The sequence below is a fragment of the Marmoricola sp. Leaf446 genome (assembly GCF_001424755.1).
Lineage (GTDB): Bacteria > Actinomycetota > Actinomycetes > Propionibacteriales > Nocardioidaceae > Marmoricola.
Window position 1 is genome coordinate 289844 of sequence record NZ_LMRF01000006.1, and the last position, 19225, is coordinate 309068.

The window sequence follows — 19225 nt, forward strand, 5'->3', positions numbered from 1 at the left end:
ACGACGCCGGCGCCCCNNGAGGAAGCACCATGGCCCTGGTCGAGCTGCGCGACGTGCACAAGACCTTCCCCGCCACCCGCGGCGGCACCGCCGTCGAGGCGATCCGCGGCGTCGACCTGAGCGTCGAGGCGGGAGAGATCGTCGGGATCGTCGGCTACTCCGGCGCCGGCAAGTCCACGCTGGTGCGCCTGATCAACGCGCTCGAGTCGACGACTTCGGGCAGCGTCCGCGTCGACGGGCGCGAGATCACCACGCTGCGCGAGAAGGAGCTGCGGCAGGTGCGGCTGGGGATCGGGATGATCTTCCAGCAGTTCAACCTCTTCGACTCCCGCACGGTGTGGGGCAACGTCGCCTACCCGCTCCAGGTGGCCGGCGTCAGCAAGGCCGACCAGGCCAGGCGGATCTCGGACCTGCTGCACTTCGTGGGTCTGGCCGACAAGGCGCACTCCTACCCCGACCAGCTCTCCGGCGGGCAGAAGCAGCGCGTCGGCATCGCCCGGGCGCTCGCCACCTCCCCCAGCCTGCTGCTGGCCGACGAGTCGACCAGCGCGCTGGACCCCGAGACGACCGAGGAGGTCCTCGCGCTGCTGCGCCGGGTCAACCGGGAGCTCGGCATCACCATCGTCGTCATCACCCACGAGATGGAGGTGGTGCGCTCGCTCGCCCACCGGGTCCTGGTGATGGAGGCCGGTCGCGTGGTCGAGGAGGGCCCCACGCTGGAGGTTCTCTCGGCCCCGCAGCAGCCCGTCACCCGGCGCTTCGTCGGCACGATCATCGACGACGAGCCGGCCCCGGAGGTGCTCGACGCGCTCCGGGCGCGCCACCCCGGCCGCTTCGTCAAGCTCGCCTTCCGCGGCTCCGAGACCCGGCAGGCCGATGTGTTCGCCGAGCTGCTGCGGCGCGAGGTGCGCTTCGAGCTGGTCTACGGCGGCATCGAGGAGGTGCAGGGCGACACCTTCGGCAACCTCACCCTCGCGCTGGACGGTGACGCCGCTGCGGTCGACGACGCCGTCAACGCCCTGGCCGACCTCGTCCCCACCCAGGAGCTGGCCCGATGAACCTCGACACCAACCTCCCCGACCTCTGGTCGCTGGTGTGGCAGGCGACCTTCGAGACGCTCTACATCGTCGCCATCACGCTCTTCCTCGGCGGCCTGCTCGGGCTGCTGCTCGGGCTCGCGCTCTACGTGACGCGGCGCGGTGGCCTGTACGCCAGCCGGGCGGCCAACCTGACCCTCAACGTGCTGGTGAACTTCTTCCGGCCGATCCCGTTCGTCATCTTCATCGCGGCCGTGCAGCCCCTGGCCCGGGTGGTCGTGGGCATCGGCATCGGCAACCGGGCGATCATCTTCGCCCTCACCCTCGCCGCGGCCTTCGGCATCAGCCGGATCGTCGAGCAGAACCTCGTCACCGTGCGGCCCGGGGTCATCGAGGCCGCCCGCTCGGTGGGCGCCAGCCGGCTGCGCATCATCGGCACCGTGCTGGTGCCCGAGGCCCTGGGCCCGCTCATCCTCGGCTACACCTACGCCTTCGTGGCGATCGTCGACATGTCCGCCATCGCGGGCGTCGTCGGTGGCGGCGGCCTGGGCAACTTCGCCCTGCAGTACGGCTACCGCCAGTTCGACACCGTCGTCACCTGGACCGCCGTGCTGATCATCGTCGTCCTCGTCCAGCTCGTGCAGCTGCTCGGCAACGTCCTCGCCCGCCGGGTGCTGCGGCGGTAGGTGGCCGCCCGGGTCGCACCCCCGGTCCGTGTCCCTCAGCCGCGGTAGGGCCGGAGCGCGGAGTGCACGTGCACCCGGCCGGGTCCGTAGCGACCGTCGAGCTCGTCCTGGAGGCTGCCGTCGTCGTGGACGACGTAGGCACTGACCCGGCTGCGGCCGGCGCTGGTGGTGAGCACCCCCGGCCGGATGTGCACCTCCTCGACGATGCGTCGGAGCCGCTGGGCGGTGATGCCGACCCGTCGGGTGACGCACAGCGCGCCACCCCACGTCCGGCGCAGCGTCGCCTCTGTCTGCCGGGCGTCGCCGGAGACCACCACGTGCAGCACGGCCTGGTCCGGTTCGGGCAACCGACCGGCGTCGAGCGGTTCGCCGCTGTCGTCGAGCTCGCCGTCCAGCGAGGTGTCGAGGTCCTCCAGCCACGAGTCCACGAAGCCGGGCAGCAGGCTCGCCGCGTGCAGTGTGTCCTCCATCGCCTCCGCGGTCGTGGTGGCGTGGTCGACGACCCGCCACCCGCCCGGCGGCGGCACGCACGGGGCCACGTCCGACACCGGCGAAGCGGTCGGCCCCGGGTCGTCGTCGAAGTCGTGCGGGTCGACGTCCGGGACCTCGGAGACCGGTGCGACGGGCCGCGCCACCGGGGGCCGGGTGAGGGTGAACACGCCGCGGGCACAGGTGCCGACGACCGTGTAGTCACCCCAGGTGGTCCCGTCGAGCGTCTCGTGGCCGGTGACCGACGCCCAGTCCCAGTTGGTGATGTCGGGTCCGCTGCCCTGGGGCGGGTTGGACGTCATCAGGAACCCGAGGCACAGCTGGGGGCCGTGGTCCGGCGACTCCAGGACCCATCCCGATCCGACCAGCTCGGGTGCTGGGCCGGTCGTCGTCTGCTCGTCGGTCACCGGCACGTCACCGAGAGGACATGGGGGTAGGACCCGGACCCGAACGGACGCGTCACCTCGAGAAGACCGACCTCGACCTCGACCCTGACCCCGCTCTCACGCAGGCACGGCGGCACGGTGTCGTCACCGGTCTCCTCCCCGGACCTCCACACCACGTCCTCGAGCGCAAACCAGACGTCCTCGCCGCCCTCGGTCGTGAAGGTCGCGACCGGGACGTCCGCCGCCACCCGCGACGCCGTCCCGGACACGACCTGGGGATGGTGCGCCGACCACGGCGAACGGAGCCCGACGAGGTAGCCAGCGACCACCAGCGCGGTGACGGCGACGGTCGTCCACACCACGACCCGTGGCCGCGGCCGGCGCCGAGCAGCGGCGTCGGCGTGGGCTGCATCGCGGGCGTCGGTCACGGCCATGACGTCAGTATCGGTCCCGAGCCGCCCCTGCCGCCGGGCAATGGTCCGGAACCGCGGGCTCGACGGCTCGACACACGGCCCACGCGTGCCCGGACGTGCGAGACGCCCCGGGCCGGTGGCCGTGGGGCGTCTCCTCGTGAGGGCTGTGGTGATGGTGGAGCTGGCGGGAATCGAACCCGCGTCCTAGAGCGCCGTGCCAGGTCTTCTCCGGGTGCAGTTCGTGATGTCGCTTTTCTCGGCCCCGGCGCTCCCACGAACAGGTCGCCGACGGGCCCAGTCAGGAAAAAGTCCCGATCGACCCTCCTGACAGGAGTCGATCAGCAAGCCCTCTAGATGACGTCAGGGTCCGGGACGAGGGCAGATGCCCGGTCTGACGCTCCGATCACTGCTCAGGCAGCGAGTTCGAAGTCAGTGCGATTGGAGTCGGCACTTGTGGTTTCCAACGGACGTTTACGAGATGACGTTGGCTTCTCGACCCGCTTCTCCTGGGACCAACGACCCCAGTCGAAACCAATCAGCCCCTCTTGAGTTGTGCAGCGCCAGTGTAACCGCGCGGACCGACATCGGCATTCCCGTACCGGTCAGGGGCGGGTGCCCGGCGGCGTGGCCGGCGCCCCGAACAGCTCGACCCCGTTGTGCCACAGCACCCGGCGCAGCCAGTCCTCCCCGAGCCCCGGGTGGCGCTCCCCCAGCGCGAGCAGGCCGTCGAGCTGCTCGCGGTAGGGGTAGGGGATGGTCGGGAAGTCGCTGCCGAGCAGCACCTTGTCGCCGAGGTCGGCCAGCCGCGGCAGCAGGTCGTGGGGGTAAGGCGCGTCGCCGTCGAAGAAGTCGGTGAACACCATCGTGGTGTCCAGCCGCACGTGCTTGTGGGTCTCGGCGAGCTCGAGGAAATCGGCGTACTCCGGGGCGCCCATGTGGGCAACCACGACGGGCAGCCGAGGGTGCCGCTCCAGCAGCCGTCGGAGGTACGCCGGCCCGGTGAACGCGTTGCCGACCGGGCCCGACCCCACGTGGGTGACGACGGGGACCCCGGCGTCCTCGACCAGGCCCCACGCCCCGTCGAGCAACGGGTCGTCGAGGGCGAACTCCCCCACCTGGGTGTGCAGCTTGAACACCTCCACCCCCGCCTCGATCGACGCCTCGACGTAGTCGGCCACGCCCTCCTCGGGGTAGAACGTCGCCGACCACAGGCACTCCTCGACCTCGGCGGCGAAGTCGCGCGCCCAGTCGTTGAGCCAGGTCGCGACGCCGGGCCGGTGCGCGTAGGGCAGCGCCGAGAAGCGGCGTACGCCCAGCGCCCGCAGCTGCGCGACCCGGTGGGCGTGGGGCTCGCGGTAGCGGATCGGCCAGTCACGACCGATCTTGGGGCCCGCCTGGTCGAAGACCGCCCAGACCTTGTCCTGGATCGACTGCGGCAGGAAGTGGACGTGGACGTCGAAGAGACCCGGGAGCCCGAGGGCGCGCCACACGGGTGCGACCTCGGGCTCGTCGGAGGCGAAGAGCTCCGCGGGCAGGCCGTCGGTCACAGGCCGAACGTTGCCAGCCAGTCCTGGGCGGCGGTGATGTCGACCCGCTGGTAGCCGCCGAGGTAGCGGCAGTTGTCGGTGTAGCCGTAGCTGGTGACCGCGACGATCCTGCCCTGGTAGAACACCGGGCCACCGGAGTCGCCGAAGCAGGTGCCGCCGGTGCCCTTGTTGTCGTTGGGGTTGCCGTTGGTCTGCAGGATCTGCGGCGTCAGCTTCTGGCCCGGCATGTCGACGTAGCGCCGGATCAGGGGGTAGCTCATCGGCTGCGGCTTCTGCGGTCCGTTGTCCGGCTTGCGCACCTCGGTGCCGTAGCCGACGGCGGTGAACAGCGTCTTGGACAGGTCGGAGGTCTTGATGCGGTCCAGCGTGCCAAGGCCCGCGATCGAGGCCGGGGCGATCCCCGACACGGGCCGGTCAAGCACGACGACGCCGACGTCGTTCCAGTTGCGGGGATCGGTGAAGTCGGAGTAGTCCGGGTGGGTGGAGGGCGTGCCCGACAAGTAGCCGGCCTTCTCGAGCTCGGTCTGCGTGTAGCCCGCGTCGACGTCGGCCGCGACAGGCAGCGGCGAGGGCGGGGCCTCGGCGATGACCGAGTCGAAGTCGATCGCGACCTTCCCGTCGACCCCGTCGGTGCAGTGCGCCGCGGTCAGCACGACCGTCGGGCTGACCAGGGTGCCGCTGCAGCGGTAGCGGCCGGTGTCGGTGTAGGAGACGAGCAGGCCGACGTTGGGGTGCCGCTCACCGTCGGGGGTGCCGCCGGTGCTGGCCGACGCCGGGGCGGCGAGTGCCAGCGGGGCGACGAGAGCGGCGGCGAACGCCGCGAGGAGGTGTCGTGGGTGCATGGGTGCTGCCTTCCGAGGTCCGAGGAGTCCGAGGCCTCGCACCCTAGCCCCCGGGTCCGACGACCTCGCTAGACGCCGAACCAGGCCAGCCAGGTGCGCGCCACGGAGATGTCGACGCGCTGGAAGCCCTGCACCGAGCGGCACTTCTCGCCGCTGCCGTTGCTGTAGCTGGTCACGGCCGCGATCGCGCCGCCGAAGTAGACCGGGCCGCCGGAGTCACCGACGCAGGTCTCGCCGAGCTCGTCGCTGTTGGAGGTGCCGTTGGTCTGCAGCACCTGCGGGGTCAGCTTCTGGCCGGGCATGTCCACCGTGCGGCGCAGGAGCGGGTAGGTCATCGGCGTGGCCTTCTGGGGACCCACGAGCGGCTTGCGCACCTCCGAGCCGTAGCCCACGGCGCGGAAGACCGTCGAGGACAGCTGGCTCTTGACGATGGTGTCGAGGCTGCCGATCGGCGCCAGCGGGGCCGGGGCGATGTCGGTGACGGGCTCGTCGAGGAGCACGACGGCGACGTCGTTCCAGTTGTTGAGGTCGGTGAACCCGGAGTACTGCGGATGGGAGACGTGGGTGCCGCTGCGCAGGCCGGCCGCGGCGAGCTCGGCGTCGGTGTAGCCGGCCGCGGTGTCCGCGGCGGGCGGGATCGGCAGCGGCGGCTCCTCGGCGATGACGGAGTCGAAGGTGACCGCGACCTCGCCGGCGGCGTCGTCGAAGCAGTGGGCGGCGCTCAGCACGACCGTCGGGGTGACCAGGGTGCCGCTGCAGCGGACGCGGAAGCCCTCGGAGTAGAGCACCAGCAGCCCCGTGGCGGGGTGGGCCGCACCGTCGGCGGTGCCGTTGGTGCTCGCCTGGGCGGTGCCGCCGGGCGAGGCCACGGCCAGGCCGGAGGCGGCGACCAGGGCGGTGAGGACGGCGGCGGCGCGGCGGCGCAGCTGGGTTCGCATGCGCCCAGCGAACCAGAAGGGTCAGCCCCGCGTGCGCGTTTTCACCCCATCCCCTTCAGCCGCCGACCCACCGCCTCGCGCGCGTCGCGGTCGGCCTGCCGGGCGGCGATGGCGTGTCGCTTGTCGTAGGACTTCTTGCCGCGCGCCAGCGCCAGCTCCACCTTGGCCCGGCCGTCCTTGAAGTAGAGCGACAGCGGGATCAGGGTGTAGCCGCGCTCGTTGACCCGACGCTCGAGCTTGTCGATCTCGGCGCGGTGCATCAGCAGCTTGCGGACGCGCCGCGGCTCGTGGTTGGTCCAGGTGCCCTGGGTGTACTCCGGGATGTGCACGCCGTGGAGGTAGGCCTCGCCGTGGTCGACCTCGGCGAACCCGTCGACCAGGGTGGCGCGGCCGGCCCGCAGCGACTTGACCTCGGTGCCGACGAGCACGAGGCCCGCCTCGAGGGTGTCGTCGATGTGGTAGTCGTAGCGCGCCTTGCGGTTCTGCGCCACGAGCTTGTGACCCTGCTCCTTGACCATCCGACCATCCTCCCAGGTCGGGCCAGCGACGGTGCGCTGCGTGTCAGAGGTAGCGCATCGGGTCGACGGGGTTCCCGTCGAGCAGCGCGCTGAAGTGGAGGTGGCAGCCCGTGGACCACCCGGTCGACCCGGAGTAGCCGATGACCTGCCCGCGGCTGACCCGCTGGCCCGTGCCCACGGCGTAGGAGCTGAGGTGGTTGTAGACCACCGTGAGGTTCTTCCCGTTGACCTGGCCGAGGTCGAGGTAGAGCCGGTTGCCGTAGACGTCGGACCAGGCGCGCGAGATCACGGTGCCGGTGCCGGCGGCGACGTTGGCGGTGCCGCAGGGGGCGGAGAAGTCGGTGCCGTCGTGCAGGCCGTAGTAGCCGTAGATCGGGTGGACCCGGTAGCCGTAGGGCGAGGTCACCCCGCCGGGGACGGGTCGCTGGAGGAAGCTCGCCGCGTCGCCGCTGAAGCCGCCTCGCTGGCGGGCGGCCCGGGCGAGGATCAGCTCGCGGATCTTGCGGGCCTGCTGCTCGGCCTCGCGCAGCTGGGCCGCGTCGGCGACCCGCGCCTGCCGGGCCTCGGCGGTGGCGGCGGCACGTCCCTTGACCAGGGTGGCCACCTCGGTGCGGGCGGAGGCGGCCTGCTGCTCGAGGTCCTGGCGCAGGGCGAGGTTGTCGGCGGCCGCGGCACGCTGCTCGGCGACGACCGCGCGGGCCGCCTCGACCTTCTGCTCCTCCGCCACCATCTCGGCGCGGGCCTCGCGCAGCACGTCGAGGGTGTTGTCCTGGCGGCTCATCAGGGAGTCGACGGTGTTGAGCTGGCTGGTGGCCTCAGCGGGGTCCTGGCTGTTGAGCACCACCGCGAGACCCATCAGCTGGGGGTCGCCGTTGACGTACATGTTGGCGGCGAGCCGGCCGATGTCGGCCCGCTGCCGGCGTACGCGCTCACGCGCCTGCTCCAGCGCCGCCTGCGCCCGCTCCAGCCTGATCTCGGCCGCCTCGAGCTGGGCCTGCATCTCCTGGTCGAGCCGCCGCGCCTCGCCCAGCTGCGACTGCGCCGTCTCGAGCCTGCGCTGCGCCCCGCCGAGCCGCTCGCGTGCCGCCTGGAGCTTCCTGGCCGCCGCGGACAGCTGGTCGGAGGACTCCTGCAGGTCGTCCTGGGCCGAGCGGACGCTGCCCCGCGCGTCGCGTTCGCGGTCGCGCAGGTCGTCGGCCGAGGCCAGCGGGACGGTCACGGCGAGGCTGGACAGGGCCAGGATCGCGGTGAGCGCCGTCCGGGGAAGGGGACGAGGCACCGAGTCTGCCGATCTTTGGGGAAGTAGGCCCGGCGACCGTAACCGACCGGGCTCAGACCTTGAGGTATTTGCGGGTCATCACGAGTGTCGGCAGCAGCGTCAGCGCCAGCCCGAGCGCCGCCACGCCGCCGATGGCCAGGAAGGAGTCCTGCCAGTCGACCCACTCCACGATGTTGGAGGTGGGGCGCAGCATCCCGTAGATCACGACGTACATGAAGACCAGCAGCGTGCCGGCCGCGAGTCCCACCCCGACGAGCGCGGCGACCAGCGTCTCGATGAGGAACGGCAGCGAGATGTAGAGCCGCGAGGCCCCCACGAGCCGCATGATGCCGATCTCCTTGCGCCGGGCGTACGCCGCCATCCGGATCGTGTTGCCGACCTGCATGATCGCGGCCAGCAGCAGGAACGCCGCCACCGCGATCGCCCCCCACTTCATGACCTCCATCCAGAAGTAGATCGGCTTGAGCACCTGGCGCAGGTCCCGCACCGCGGCGACGCCCTGCTGGTCGGTCAGCGCCTGGGAGATCCCCTGGAACTCGTTGGGGTCCTTGAGCTTGACCCAGTAGGACTCCTGCATGTCCTTGGCCGTGACGGTGGAGTAGATCTCCTGCTCGGACTTGTCCTTGGACAGGTAGACCCGCTTCCAGGTCTCGAAGGCCTGCTCCTTGGTCTGCAGGTAGTAGGACGCGACCTCGGGGTTGGTGCTCACGGTCTGCTCGATGGCGGCCTTCTGCTCGGGCGTCACCTCGCCGTCGCAGGTCGGGACCTGGCTGTTCTGGTTGCACATGAACACGGTGATCTGCAGCTTGGAGCCCCAGAACCGTTCGGCCTTGTCGGCCTGGGAGTTCAGCAGCAGCCCCATCCCGACCAGCGTGAGCGAGACGAAGATCGTCACGACGAGCGCGATCGACATCGACACGTTGCGGCGCAGGCCGGTGCGGGTCTCGGAGAAGACGTAGCGGAGGTGCACGAGCGGACTCCTAGTAGGTGTGGCCGTAGACGCCGCGCAGCTGGTCGCGCACGACCGAGCCGCCGTCGAGCTCGATGACGCGCTTGCGCATCTGGTCGACGATCTCCACGTCGTGGGTGGCCATGAGCACCGTGGTGCCGGTGCGGTTGATGCGGTCCAGCAGCTTCATGATGCCGATGCTGGTCGCCGGGTCGAGGTTGCCCGTGGGCTCGTCGGCGATGAGGATCTTGGGCCGGTTGACGAAGGCGCGGGCGATCGCGACGCGCTGCTGCTCGCCGCCGGAGAGCTCGTCGGGCATCCGGCGGCCCTTGCCGTCCAGGCCCACCAGCTCGAGCGTCTCGGGCACCAGCCGGTTGATCTGCGCCTTGGGCTTGCCGATGACCTGCAGGGCGAAGGCGACGTTCTGGGCCACGGTCTTGTTGGGCAGCAGCCGGAAGTCCTGGAACACGGTGCCGACGGTGCGCCGCAGCCGGGGGACGCGGAAGCCGCGCATCTTGCCCAGCTCGCGACCGTCGACCCAGACCTCGCCCTGGCTCGCGCGGATCTCCCGCAGCACCAGGCGCAGGAAGGTCGACTTGCCCGAGCCGGACTCGCCGACGAGGAAGACGAACTCGCCCTCGTCGATGATGGCGTTGACGCGGTCCAGCGCCCGGGCGCGGTGTCCCGGGTAGGTGGCGGTGACGTTCTCGAATCTGATCACGGCAGGAGTGGGCCGGTGTCGGGGATGTCAGGGGCACGCAGACGCTGCGTCCGACCGCTGGTAACGCTAAGTCCTGGGCCCTACGGTTGCCCGCATGTGCGCTTCCTCGGCCCGTCGCGCCGCCGGGGCCGCGCTCCTCGTGCCGGCGCTGCTCCTCGCCACGGCCTGCACCTCCGGCTCCCCGGAGTCCTCGCCCCCACCCTCCCCCACCCCGATCTCCGACCTGGAGACGGCCTCGGTGGAGCTGCCGCGGATCGCGTTCTGCTCGCTCGTCCCCGAGCCCGACGTCGCCGCGGCGCTGGGCGGACCCGCCCAGGACGGCGCCTCCTGGGGCAACGGGGACACCCTCGACCTGGCCGCTCCGGGGGCGTCGGGGTCCGAGGCGACCCAGGTGGTGCAGGAGCTGGGCTGCGCGTGGACCCGCGGCGAGGTGACCGCCCGGGCGTGGGTCTTCGCCCGGCCCGTCACGCCCGCGCTGGCGCGCGGCGTCGTACGGCAGGCGGGGCGGGAGCGGGGCTGCGAGACGCCACAGGGACCGGACTTCGGGTCGCCGTCGCTGCTCCAGGACTGCGAGACCGGCTCCGGTCGCCGGGTGCGCCACGCGGGCCTGTTCGGCCAGACCTGGCTGACCTGCGAGCTCACCGGTCCGGAGGTGGAGGACGAGCGGGCCGAGCAGTGGTGTGTGACGCTCGTCAACTCCCTCGACACCGCGTCCTGACCGAGCCCCGTCCAGGGGGCATCCTGGGGGGATGACCTCCTCCGACCAGACCACCCCGTCCCCCGTCCGCTCCACCCAGGTGCGGCTCGCGCAGCGCCCGGTCGGCGAGCCCGGGGACGACACCTACGACATCGGCCCGGTCGACCTGCCGGCGCTCGCCGAGGGGCAGCTGCTGCTGCGGGTCGTCTACCTCTCGCTCGACCCCTACATGCGCGGCCGGATGAGCGACGCCCCGTCGTACGCCGCCCCGGTCCAGGTGGGCGAGGTGATGGAGGGCGGCACCGTCGTGGTCGTCGAGGAGTCGCGCCACCCCGAGTGGTCGGCGGGCGACGTCGCGCTGTCCTACTCCGGCTGGCAGACCCACGCGATCAGCGACGGCACCGGCCTGCGCCGGCTCGACCCGTCGCGCGCCCCGATCTCGACCGCGCTCGGCGTGCTCGGCATGCCCGGCTTCACGGCGTACGCCGGACTGCTGGAGATCGGGAAGCCGCAGGCCGGCGAGACGGTGGTCGTGGCCGCCGCCACCGGCCCGGTCGGGTCGGCGGTCGGCCAGATCGCCCAGGCGCGCGGCGCCCGGTCGGTCGGCATCGCCGGCGGCGAGGCCAAGCGGGCAGCGCTGACCGAGGAGTTCGGCTTCGACGTCGCGCTGGACCACCGCTCCCCCGACTTCGCCGACGAGCTCGCCGCGGCCGTGCCCGACGGGATCGACGTCTACTTCGAGAACGTCGGCGGCCCGGTCACCCGCGAGGTGCTGCGCCACGTCAACACCTACGCCCGGATCCCCGTCTGCGGGCTGGTCTCCTCCTACAACGCCACCTCGGCCCCCGAGGGCCCCGACCGGCTCCCCGGGTTCATGGGCCTGGTGCTGCGCAAGAGCCTCACCGTCCGCGGCTTCATCCAGAACGAGTTCACCGCCTCCCACGGTCGCGACTTCGTGCGCGAGATGTCGGGCTGGGTCGCGGACGGCACCGTGCGCTACCGCGAGGACGTCGTGCAGGGCCTGGAGTCGGCCCCGGAGGCGTTCCGCGGGCTGCTGACCGGCAAGAACTTCGGCAAGCTCGTGGTGCAGGTCAGCGAGGACCCGACCCGGTGAGCGAGGTCGCCGGTGCCCTCAACGGGGCGGTGACCGTCTCGATCGTGCGCCACGTCGCCCCCGAGAACGCCGCCCAGATGGTGGCGTGGGTGCGGGCCGGGTCGTCGTTGGCCGAGCGGTTCGAGGGCTTCCTCGGCACCGGCTGGGTGCGACCCGCCCCCGGGTCGGACGCCTGGCACATGCTCTACCGGTTCGCCGACCACGCCTCGCTGGAGGCGTGGGAGTCCTCGCCGCAGCGGGCCTGGTGGCTCGGCTCCGCGCAGGGTCTGGTCGGCGAGTCGCGGGTGGAGCGGCGTACGGGCATCGAGGGGTGGTTCGACGAGCCGGCGTCGCGCGACGTCGAGGACCTTCGTCCCGCCGCCCCCGCCCCGCCGCGGTGGAAGCAGGCCACCGTCATCTGGCTCGCCTTCTTCCCGCTGTCGCTGGTGCTCGGCTCGCTGCTCAGCGCCACCGGCCTCGAGCTGGCCCTGGTGGTGCGCACCTTCGTGACCACCCTGGTCGCGACGCCGATCATGACCTACGCCCTGCTGCCGTGGATGACCAAGCGGTTCGAGTGGTGGTTGCACCGCTGACGGGGTACCGCGAGGGCGGACCCTGCGAGTGACACCTGCGAGAGGAGCCGTCGTGCCGAAGGCCTGGAGCGACAAGCGCGAGCGTCAGTACGAGCACATCAAGGAGGGACTCGAGGAGCGCGGCAAGGACGAGTCCACCGCCGAGGAGATCGCGGCCCGCACCGTGAACAAGGAGCGTGCCCGCGCCGGTGAGTCCGAGGAGGCCAGCCGGACCTCGACCGAGGACATCTCCTCGGGCCGTCGAGGCGGGCTGCGCTCGCACTCCGGCGAGGGCGGGCGCACCAAGGCCCAGCTCTACGAGGAGGCGCGCAAGAAGAACGTCGAGGGCCGCTCGGGCATGAGCAAGGCCGAGCTCGAGAAGGCGCTCGACGGCTAGGCGGCTCGCTGCCGCTCTGGACGGCGTACGACGGGCCGCGGCTCGGGCACGACCCGCGCCAGCCCCAGCACCAGCACCGTCGTGGCGAGCACCGCGAGCAGCGCCAGCAGCGCCCCTCCGGGCGAGGTGACCACGAGCTGCGGCAGCAGGCGGTCGGGCACCGCACTGGCCCCGACCCCCGCGCCGAACAGGCCGAACCAGCTGCCGCGCATGTTGCGTCGGTGGGCCTCGACGTTGCCGCGCCAGGCGTGGACGATGCCGAGCGTGACGGTCACCAGCGTCACCGTGGACAGGACGTGCAGCCAGCTCAGCTGGCCCGCACGGATGTCGCGGATCCAGAACGACGTCACCGCGACGTAGACCATCAGCACCACCCACACCCGACCCGCGAGCCGGTGCAGCCGGTCGCCCTTGGTCGGCCGGAACAGCTGCACCCCGCCCAGCACCAGCGCGACCGTGGCGGCGAAGGCGTGGGTGCCGACCAGCAGCGTCCAGCCGGCGTTCACCGGGGGCCCCCGTCCATGGCGGCGAGCAGGCGTCCGACCGGGCCGGCGAGCTCGTCGGGCTCGACGTCGGCCGCCTTCAGCAGCCGCGCGAACGACCCCTCCAGCAGCTGCAGCGCGAGGTCCACCTGGTCGGACCCGGGCCCGGTGAGCACCAGGCTGCGGCGGTTGCCGGTCCCCGGCTCCTGGCGTACGTCGGTCCAGCCGGCGTCGCGCAGGGAGCCGACCAGCCGGCTCGCGCCCGCCTCGGTCAGCCCGACGGCGTCGGCCAGCGCCCGCTGGGTCACCGGCCCCGTCTCCCCCAGCCGGCGGACGGTCAGCAGCGCCAGGAACTTCTGGTAGGTCAGGTCGGTCGACTCGCGCAGCCGCTGGTCGGCGTTGCGGTCCAGCCGGCTGACCAGCACGTGCAGCTGGTGGGCGGGCTCGGCGTCGTACGGGCTCATGACTACATACTTGCGTTCGCAACTTGCTATGTCAAGATCGCGCCTTATGGACGTCGCACCACATCAGGGGCTGGCCAGATACGAGTCGGCCGCTACTGTCCCGTCCACATATTGAGACCCGGGGGGATGACATGACCTTGTTCACGACAACTTCTGCGCGCGCCGTACTGGTGCTGCTGTCGGCATCGGTGGCGCTGGCGACGACCCAGCTGCCCGCTTCCGCGGCCAGCGACCTGCCGGCCCCCGAGCAGACCACCATCGACCAAGCCCTGCGCGAGATGGGTGCCGACGAGGCGGTTCCGAGCGATCTCGTACTCGAACCGCTGACCGGTGACGAGGACGTGCGCATCGCCGCGTCAGTCGAGAGGTTCGGTTTTGGTCTGCCCGCCACGGGCGGCGGCAGCACCCTCGACGACGGCGTGACGACCCTCTACGACGGTGCCTCCGACGGCACCTCGGTGGCGGTGCAGCCGGTTGCGACGGGCGCCCGGGCCCTGGTGCTGATCCAGGACGAGTCGGCCACCACGACCTTCGACTTCCCGGTGACCGGGGACACCGACCGGCTGCAGCTGAGCCCGACCGGTTCCGTCACGGCCCTGGACTCCGAGGGGACGCCCCTGGCCACCGCCGCACCCGCGTGGGCCGTCGACGCCGAGGGCACGCCGGTGCCGACCCACTTCGAGGTCGATGGCACCACCCTGCGCCAGGTCGTCGACCACGACGCCGCCGACGACGTGGCCTACCCGGTCACCGCCGACCCGGTGTGGGCGGTCGTGATCGCCGCCGCCGCCCGACAGTGCGCGGCTGGCGCCCTCTCGGGCATCGCGTCGACAGCCCTCATCGACATCTACAAGGGACGGGCGTCGTCCAAGCGTGACTACGTGCTCAATGCCATCGCATCCTGCCTGGTGGGCCCGGTCGGCTACTGGGCGTGGAAGGTCCTGCTCGGAGCGACCAAGCGCTGGCTGGTGCGGCAGGTGCTCTACTTCGTCATCTACGTGATCCGACGCGTGCGATGACGGAGGAAAGCATGGCGACCCGAGAGCGGCCGAGCCGCCAGGACTACGCCTGGATCGCGTTCGGCTGGCTGCTGGTGCCGGTGACCGCGATCGTCCTGGACGCGGTGGGGCTGATCGAGCTGGACGGGGTGCTGGTGCTGGCCACGGCCGTGATGAGCGCGATGGCCGGCGGCGCGGCGCGCGCCTACCGGCAGCAGCTGCGTCGGGAGCGCGACCCCCGCTGAGCGGTGGCGCCTCAGCTGTTCTCGGCCTGCTCGGCGCCCCGGCGCCAGCGGATGCCGGCCTCGAGGAAGCCGTCGATGTCGCCGTCGAAGACGGCCTGGGGGTTGCCGACCTCGAACTCCGTCCGCAGGTCCTTGACCATCTGGTAGGGGTTCAGCACGTAGTTGCGCATCTGGTCGCCCCAGCTCGCCTGCACGTCGCCGCGCAGCGAGTCGAGGTGGGCCCGTTCCTCGGCCTTCTTCAGCGCCAGGATCTTGGCCTTGAGGATGACCATCGCGCTGGCCTTGTTCTGCAGCTGCGACTTCTCGTTCTGGCAGGACACGACGGTGCCGGTCGGGATGTGGGTCAGCCGGACGGCGGAGTCGGTGGTGTTGACCGACTGGCCGCCGGGGCCGCTGGAGCGGTAGACGTCGACGCGGATGTCCTCGTCGGGGATGTCGATCTCGTCGGTCTGCTCGAGCACCGGCACCACCTCGACGGCGGCGAAGGAGGTCTGGCGACGGCCCTGGTTGTCGAAGGGGCTGATCCGCACCAGCCGGTGGGTGCCGGCCTCGACGGAGAGGTGGCCGTAGGCGTACGGCGCGTGCACGGCGAAGGTGGCGCTCTTCAGGCCCGCCTCCTCGGCGTAGGAGGTGTCGAAGACCTCGACGTTGTACTTCTGGCGCTCGGCCCAGCGGGTGTACATCCGCATCAGCATCTCGGCGAAGTCGGCCGCGTCCACGCCGCCGGCGCCGGAGCGGATCGTCACGAGCGCCTCGCGGACGTCGTACTCCCCGTTGAGCAGGGTGCGGACCTCGAGCGCCTCGACGGACTTGTGGAGCTTGAGCAGCTCGGCCTCGGCCTCGGCCATCGAGTCGGCGTCACCCTCCTCCTGACCGAGCTCGACGAGGACGCCGAGGTCCTCGATGCGGCTGGACAGGCTCTCGAAGCGGTCGAGCGTGCCCTGGAGGTGGCTGAGCTTGCCGGTGACCTTCTGGGCGTTGGCCTGGTCGTCCCACAGGTCGGGGGCGGCGACCTGCTCGCCGAGGTCCTTGATCTCGCGGCGCATCTCGTCGACGTCCAGGACGGAGCCGATGGTCTTCATCGTCGCCTGGAGCTGCTTGATCTCGGAGTCGAAGTCGGTGGCTGCCACAGTCCGACAGGCTACGGGACGGGTTCGATGTCGGCCGCGGGGAGCCAGCGGGCGACGGTGGCCCAGCCGACGGCGTCGACCCAGACCACCGAGACGACCCGCCCCTCCCACCCGCGCTCGGTGCGGCACCACTCCACGAGCAGGCTGGGCTCGCCGTCGACGCGGCAGTGCCGGGCAGGGGTCTGCGGCACGGGCGGGGCCGGGCTCACCGCGGGCTCGTGGTGCCGGCCGGCGACCCGGTCCGCCAGCGTGCCGTGGTCGCCCGATCCGTAGCCGCCTCGCACCGGACCATCATGCCACCGATTCGAACACGTGCACGACGTCCACGAGACGGGACTCACGTTGCCGGCCGTGGGCGAGGGGGTAGGACAAGGGCAACCTACCGAGGAGTCACATCGTGAGCGCACGCACCACCCGCACCGTCGTCATCACCGGAGCCGCCGCCGGCATCGGCCGTCGTACCGCCCTGACCCTGGCCGGCAACGGCTGGACCGTCGGCGCCTTCGACCTCGACGAGACCGGGCTGGCAACGCTCGCCGACGAGGCCGGCCGGCTCCCCGGGCGCATCCTCACCGGCCACCTCGACGTCACCGACGCCGCGGAGTTCGCCGAGCGGGTCGACGGGTTCGTCGCCGAGACCGGGCGGCTCGACGCGATCGTCAACAACGCCGGCATCCTGCTGGCGGGCCGCTTCGAGGAGATCGACGTGGCCAAGCAGCACCGCGAGATCGACATCAACACCAAGGGCGTCGTCAACGGCCTGCACGCCGCCTTCCGCCACCTCAAGGCGACGCCGGGCTCGGTCGCGGTCAACCTGGCCTCGGCCTCGGCGATCTACGGCCAGGCCGAGATCGCGAACTACAGCGCCACCAAGTTCTTCGTGCGCGGGCTCACCGAGGCCCTCGACATCGAGTGGAAGCGCCACGACATCCGCGTCGCCGCCATCTGGCCGCTCTACGTGCAGACCGCCATGACCGACGACATCAAGACCGGCACGACCGACCGGCTCGGCATCAAGCTCGGCCCCCAGGACGTCGCCGACGCGATCGTCGGCGCCATCGACCCGCCGCTGCCCCGCCGGCTGGCCAAGCAGGTGCACTTCACGGTCGGGGCCCAGACCCGCGCCATGGCGCTCGGCTCGCGCTTCTCCCCCGCCTGGCTGACGCGCGCGGTCAACAAGAACCTGGCCGGTCACTGAGGCGGACGGCGACGACCACGCGTGCATCCACGGGGGGTGCGGAGTCGGAAGAGACGTCAGGACAGGGAGCCACCGGGCACCTGACGTCGAAAGGAACCTCCGACATGAGCAAGCTCCTCACCCGGGCAGCAGGGACGGTCGCGGTCGCCCTGCTGGCCACGGGCCTCTCGCCCGCCTCCGCCACGACCCAGGCCACCGCCGCGGCGCCCTCCGGCAACCGCAGCCTCGCCACCGTGCTCACGTCGGACGGCAACCGCTTCGACCGCAACGCCCATGACTACGACGTCACGACCGAGGCCGTGCTGGCCGTGCTCGAGGCCAAGCCGGACAGCGCTGTCGGTGTCCTGGCCGACGGGTCGCAGCCGCTGACCGCGTTCGTGCCGACCGACCGCGCCTTCCGTCGGTTGGTCCACGCGCTGACCGGGAAGTGGGTCCGCAGCGAGCGGCACGTCTTCGAGGCCGTGGCCGGTCTCGGCATCGACACGGTCGAGCAGGTGCTGCTCTACCACGTGGTGCCGGGGAGCACGATCGACCGTCGCGCGGCGCTGGCCTCGGACGGCGCCCGGCTGACGACCGCCGCCGGCCCGACCGTCACGGTGGACGTACGCCGCAGCCCGCGACGCGTCGTGCTCCTGGACCGCGACCCGAACGCCTACAACCCGCGCATCGTCCGCTTCGACCTCAACCGCGGCAACAAGCAGATCGCGCACGCCGTCAACCGGGTCCTCCGCCCCGCCGACCTGTGAGTCCGGACCACCACGCGCGCTGCCGCGCGATCGCTACCCTGGGTCGATGACCGGGAGCGGACTGCGCGGCAGCGCCGTGGTGGACCTGGCGACAGCACTCCGGGACGGTCGCCACGACGCGCTCGAGGAGCTGTTCGACCGGTGGTCGCCGCTCGTCCACTCGTTGGCGTGGCAGGCGCTGCGCGACCCCCACGAGGCCGACGAGGTCACCCAGCTGGTCTTCGTCTCGGCGTGGCGCTCGCGCGAGACCCTGCGCCCCTCCGACACCGCCCTGCCCGCGTGGCTGGTCGGCATCTGCCGGCACCGCATCGCCGACCGCTTCGCCGACCGGTCCCGCGAGTCCCGCCGCCTGGCCCGGATGGCGTCCGAGGAGGACGTGCTGGAGGCCGACCGGGTCGAGGTCCTCGGCACCGAGCAGTTCCTCGAGGCGCTCACCATGGAGGAGGCCCTCGGCGCCCTCCCCGAACCGCGGCAGACCGTCGTGCGGCTGGCCTTCCTCGAGGACCAGACCCACGCCGAGATCAGCCGCCGGCTCGGCCTGCCGCTTGGCACGGTCAAGAGCCACGTCCGCCGGGGGCTGCTCCAGCTGCGCGACCGGTTGGCGGTGAGCCATGACGACGCACCTCGATGACGACGACCTGGCGGCCGTCGCGCTCGGCGACCACGAGACGGAGCTGCCGCCGTCGGCCTGGAGCCACGCCGAGTCCTGTGCGCACTGCGCCGCCGAGGTCGAGGCGCTGCAGGCCGTCGTCCGCCGGGCACGGGCGACCCCCGCCTCCGCCCCGCCGGTCGGCCCGGGCGTGTGGCGCTCCGTGGAGCGCGAGATCGCCGCCGACGACGCACCGCCCGTCGAGCCGGCCCCGGGGTCGACCGCCCCGCGACGGCACCACCCGCGGCGCCGGGGGGCGCTCCGGCTGCTCGCCGGCGCGGCCGCGCTGGTGCTGGCCGCCGGTGCCGGGCTGGCCTACGGGCGGACCCTCGTGCCCGACCCGCCGCGGGTGCAGGACCAGGTCGTCGCGCTCGCCGACCTCACCACCGTCGACGGCGACGCGTCCCGGGGCCAGGCCGAGGTGGTGCGCGCCGACGGCGCGCTGGCGCTGCGGATCTCCGCCGCCGACCTCGGCGACGAGGCCGGGTGGCACGAGGTGTGGCTGCTGCACGACGACGGTCGCGGCCTGGTCTCGCTGGGCACGCTCGGCAGCGGCGAGAGCGGCACCTTCCCGCTCCCCGGCGCACTGCTGCGCGAGGGCTACACCACGGTCGACGTCTCGCTCGAGGACGACGGCGACCCGGCCCACTCCGGGCGGTCCCTGGCGCGAGGACGACTGGGCGACGTCTGAGCGGCGTACGGGCTGACGGGCCTTACCCCGCTCACGCTCGGCCATGCCTGGCATTTCG

At 72.0% G+C, this 19225-nt stretch carries 25 protein-coding genes and 1 other RNA gene; 12 read left to right on the forward strand and 14 right to left on the reverse strand.

The features are described 5' to 3' along the window. Positions 1–29: 29 nt before the first annotated feature. Positions 30–1058 (forward strand): methionine ABC transporter ATP-binding protein, encoded by a 1029-nt coding sequence (locus ASG49_RS15985; protein ID WP_056543778.1) that lies wholly within the window; start codon positions 30–32, stop codon positions 1056–1058. Next, entirely contained in the window at positions 1055–1723 is a 669-nt protein-coding gene (locus ASG49_RS15990) for a methionine ABC transporter permease (protein WP_056543781.1), read from the forward strand. The genes ASG49_RS15985 and ASG49_RS15990 overlap by 4 nt, the downstream gene beginning before the upstream one ends. Positions 1724–1758: 35 nt before the next feature. On the opposite strand, the gene ASG49_RS15995 is transcribed toward ASG49_RS15990, so the two are convergent. From ASG49_RS15995 to ftsE, 10 genes are all read right to left on the reverse strand, one after another. Then, the gene (locus ASG49_RS15995) at positions 1759–2619 is read right to left on the reverse strand and encodes a hypothetical protein (RefSeq protein ID WP_156384385.1); all 861 of its coding nucleotides are present in this window, start codon (positions 2617–2619) and stop codon (positions 1759–1761) included. After that, on the reverse strand, positions 2616–3032 hold the full coding sequence (locus ASG49_RS16000) for a hypothetical protein (protein WP_156384386.1): 417 nt from the start codon (positions 3030–3032) through the stop codon (positions 2616–2618). The genes ASG49_RS15995 and ASG49_RS16000 overlap by 4 nt, the downstream gene beginning before the upstream one ends. Before the next feature lie 152 nt (positions 3033–3184). Further along, positions 3185–3554: a transfer-messenger RNA gene (ssrA, locus tag ASG49_RS18405) on the reverse strand. A gap of 59 nt (positions 3555–3613) precedes the next feature. After that, positions 3614–4558 carry an amidohydrolase family protein gene (locus ASG49_RS16005; protein WP_056543788.1) on the reverse strand — a complete coding sequence of 315 codons (945 nt, stop codon included), beginning with the start codon at positions 4556–4558 and terminating at the stop codon, positions 3614–3616. Continuing rightward, on the reverse strand, positions 4555–5400 hold the full coding sequence (locus ASG49_RS16010; protein WP_056543791.1) for a trypsin-like serine protease: 846 nt from the start codon (positions 5398–5400) through the stop codon (positions 4555–4557). Before ASG49_RS16010 ends, ASG49_RS16005 begins: the two co-directional genes overlap by 4 nt. A 68-nt stretch (positions 5401–5468) precedes the next feature. Continuing rightward, a complete protein-coding gene (locus tag ASG49_RS16015) occupies positions 5469–6338 on the reverse strand; it encodes a trypsin-like serine protease (protein ID WP_200936355.1) in 870 nt (289 codons plus the stop codon). A gap of 41 nt (positions 6339–6379) precedes the next feature. Next, positions 6380–6856, reverse strand: coding sequence for an SsrA-binding protein SmpB (gene smpB, locus ASG49_RS16020; protein ID WP_056543794.1), 477 nt, complete (start codon positions 6854–6856; stop codon positions 6380–6382). A 43-nt stretch (positions 6857–6899) separates the two neighbouring features. Beyond that, entirely contained in the window at positions 6900–8135 is a 1236-nt protein-coding gene (locus tag ASG49_RS16025; protein ID WP_056543797.1) for a M23 family metallopeptidase, read from the reverse strand. A gap of 52 nt (positions 8136–8187) precedes the next feature. Beyond that, the gene (ftsX, locus tag ASG49_RS16030; protein WP_056543799.1) at positions 8188–9105 is read right to left on the reverse strand and encodes a permease-like cell division protein FtsX; all 918 of its coding nucleotides are present in this window, start codon (positions 9103–9105) and stop codon (positions 8188–8190) included. Between the two features lie 10 nt (positions 9106–9115). Continuing rightward, complete coding sequence (gene ftsE, locus ASG49_RS16035) at positions 9116–9805, reverse strand: cell division ATP-binding protein FtsE (RefSeq protein WP_056543802.1); 690 nt, start codon at positions 9803–9805, stop codon at positions 9116–9118. 94 nt (positions 9806–9899) lie between these two features. Here ftsE and ASG49_RS16040 point away from each other — a divergent pair, with 94 nt between their 5' ends. Genes ASG49_RS16040 through ASG49_RS16055 form a run of 4 tightly spaced genes read left to right on the forward strand, consistent with a single transcriptional unit; the run spans position 9900 to position 12564 of the window. Next, positions 9900–10523: a hypothetical protein gene (locus ASG49_RS16040; RefSeq protein WP_056543805.1), complete on the forward strand. Its 624-nt coding sequence runs from the start codon at positions 9900–9902 to the stop codon at positions 10521–10523. Between the two features lie 31 nt (positions 10524–10554). Beyond that, a complete protein-coding gene (locus ASG49_RS16045) occupies positions 10555–11616 on the forward strand; it encodes an NADP-dependent oxidoreductase (RefSeq protein WP_056543808.1) in 1062 nt (353 codons plus the stop codon). Next, the gene (locus tag ASG49_RS16050; RefSeq protein ID WP_056543811.1) at positions 11613–12188 is read left to right on the forward strand and encodes an antibiotic biosynthesis monooxygenase; all 576 of its coding nucleotides are present in this window, start codon (positions 11613–11615) and stop codon (positions 12186–12188) included. The genes ASG49_RS16045 and ASG49_RS16050 overlap by 4 nt, the downstream gene beginning before the upstream one ends. A gap of 52 nt (positions 12189–12240) precedes the next feature. After that, complete coding sequence (locus ASG49_RS16055) at positions 12241–12564, forward strand: hypothetical protein (protein WP_056543814.1); 324 nt, start codon at positions 12241–12243, stop codon at positions 12562–12564. Here the strand turns inward: ASG49_RS16055 and ASG49_RS18960 are convergent. Together ASG49_RS18960 and ASG49_RS18965 are read right to left on the reverse strand one after the other, a co-directional pair. Further along, positions 12561–13070, reverse strand: a complete 510-nt coding sequence (locus ASG49_RS18960) for a DUF2306 domain-containing protein (protein WP_056543818.1) — start codon at positions 13068–13070, stop codon at positions 12561–12563. The two genes, ASG49_RS16055 and ASG49_RS18960, sit on opposite strands and share 4 nt — an antisense overlap. Then, complete coding sequence (locus tag ASG49_RS18965; RefSeq protein WP_056543821.1) at positions 13067–13510, reverse strand: MarR family winged helix-turn-helix transcriptional regulator; 444 nt, start codon at positions 13508–13510, stop codon at positions 13067–13069. Before ASG49_RS18965 ends, ASG49_RS18960 begins: the two co-directional genes overlap by 4 nt. A 131-nt stretch (positions 13511–13641) precedes the next feature. On the opposite strand from ASG49_RS18965, the gene ASG49_RS16070 reads away from it, so the two are divergent. Together ASG49_RS16070 and ASG49_RS16075 are read left to right on the forward strand one after the other, a co-directional pair. Continuing rightward, positions 13642–14529, forward strand: coding sequence for a hypothetical protein (locus ASG49_RS16070; RefSeq protein WP_156384387.1), 888 nt, complete (start codon positions 13642–13644; stop codon positions 14527–14529). An 11-nt stretch (positions 14530–14540) separates the two neighbouring features. Next, complete coding sequence (locus tag ASG49_RS16075) at positions 14541–14753, forward strand: hypothetical protein (RefSeq protein ID WP_056543828.1); 213 nt, start codon at positions 14541–14543, stop codon at positions 14751–14753. Between the two features lie 11 nt (positions 14754–14764). On the opposite strand, the gene prfB is transcribed toward ASG49_RS16075, so the two are convergent. Both prfB and ASG49_RS16085 read right to left on the reverse strand, forming a co-directional pair. Next, complete coding sequence (gene prfB, locus ASG49_RS16080; RefSeq protein WP_056543832.1) at positions 14765–15883, reverse strand: peptide chain release factor 2; 1119 nt, start codon at positions 15881–15883, stop codon at positions 14765–14767. Between the two features lie 11 nt (positions 15884–15894). Further along, positions 15895–16167, reverse strand: coding sequence for a hypothetical protein (locus ASG49_RS16085; RefSeq protein WP_056543834.1), 273 nt, complete (start codon positions 16165–16167; stop codon positions 15895–15897). 113 nt (positions 16168–16280) lie between these two features. Between ASG49_RS16085 and ASG49_RS16090 the strand changes: the two genes are divergently transcribed. The 4 genes from ASG49_RS16090 (at position 16281) to ASG49_RS16105 (ending at position 19167) form a co-directional block, all read left to right on the forward strand. After that, positions 16281–17081, forward strand: coding sequence for an SDR family oxidoreductase (locus ASG49_RS16090; RefSeq protein ID WP_056543837.1), 801 nt, complete (start codon positions 16281–16283; stop codon positions 17079–17081). Positions 17082–17185: 104 nt separating this feature from the next. Beyond that, complete coding sequence (locus ASG49_RS16095) at positions 17186–17827, forward strand: fasciclin domain-containing protein (protein WP_056543841.1); 642 nt, start codon at positions 17186–17188, stop codon at positions 17825–17827. A gap of 46 nt (positions 17828–17873) precedes the next feature. Further along, positions 17874–18458: an RNA polymerase sigma factor gene (locus tag ASG49_RS16100; RefSeq protein ID WP_056543844.1), complete on the forward strand. Its 585-nt coding sequence runs from the start codon at positions 17874–17876 to the stop codon at positions 18456–18458. Then, entirely contained in the window at positions 18439–19167 is a 729-nt protein-coding gene (locus ASG49_RS16105) for an anti-sigma factor (RefSeq protein WP_056543847.1), read from the forward strand. The genes ASG49_RS16100 and ASG49_RS16105 overlap by 20 nt, the downstream gene beginning before the upstream one ends. Positions 19168–19225: the final 58 nt, after the last annotated feature.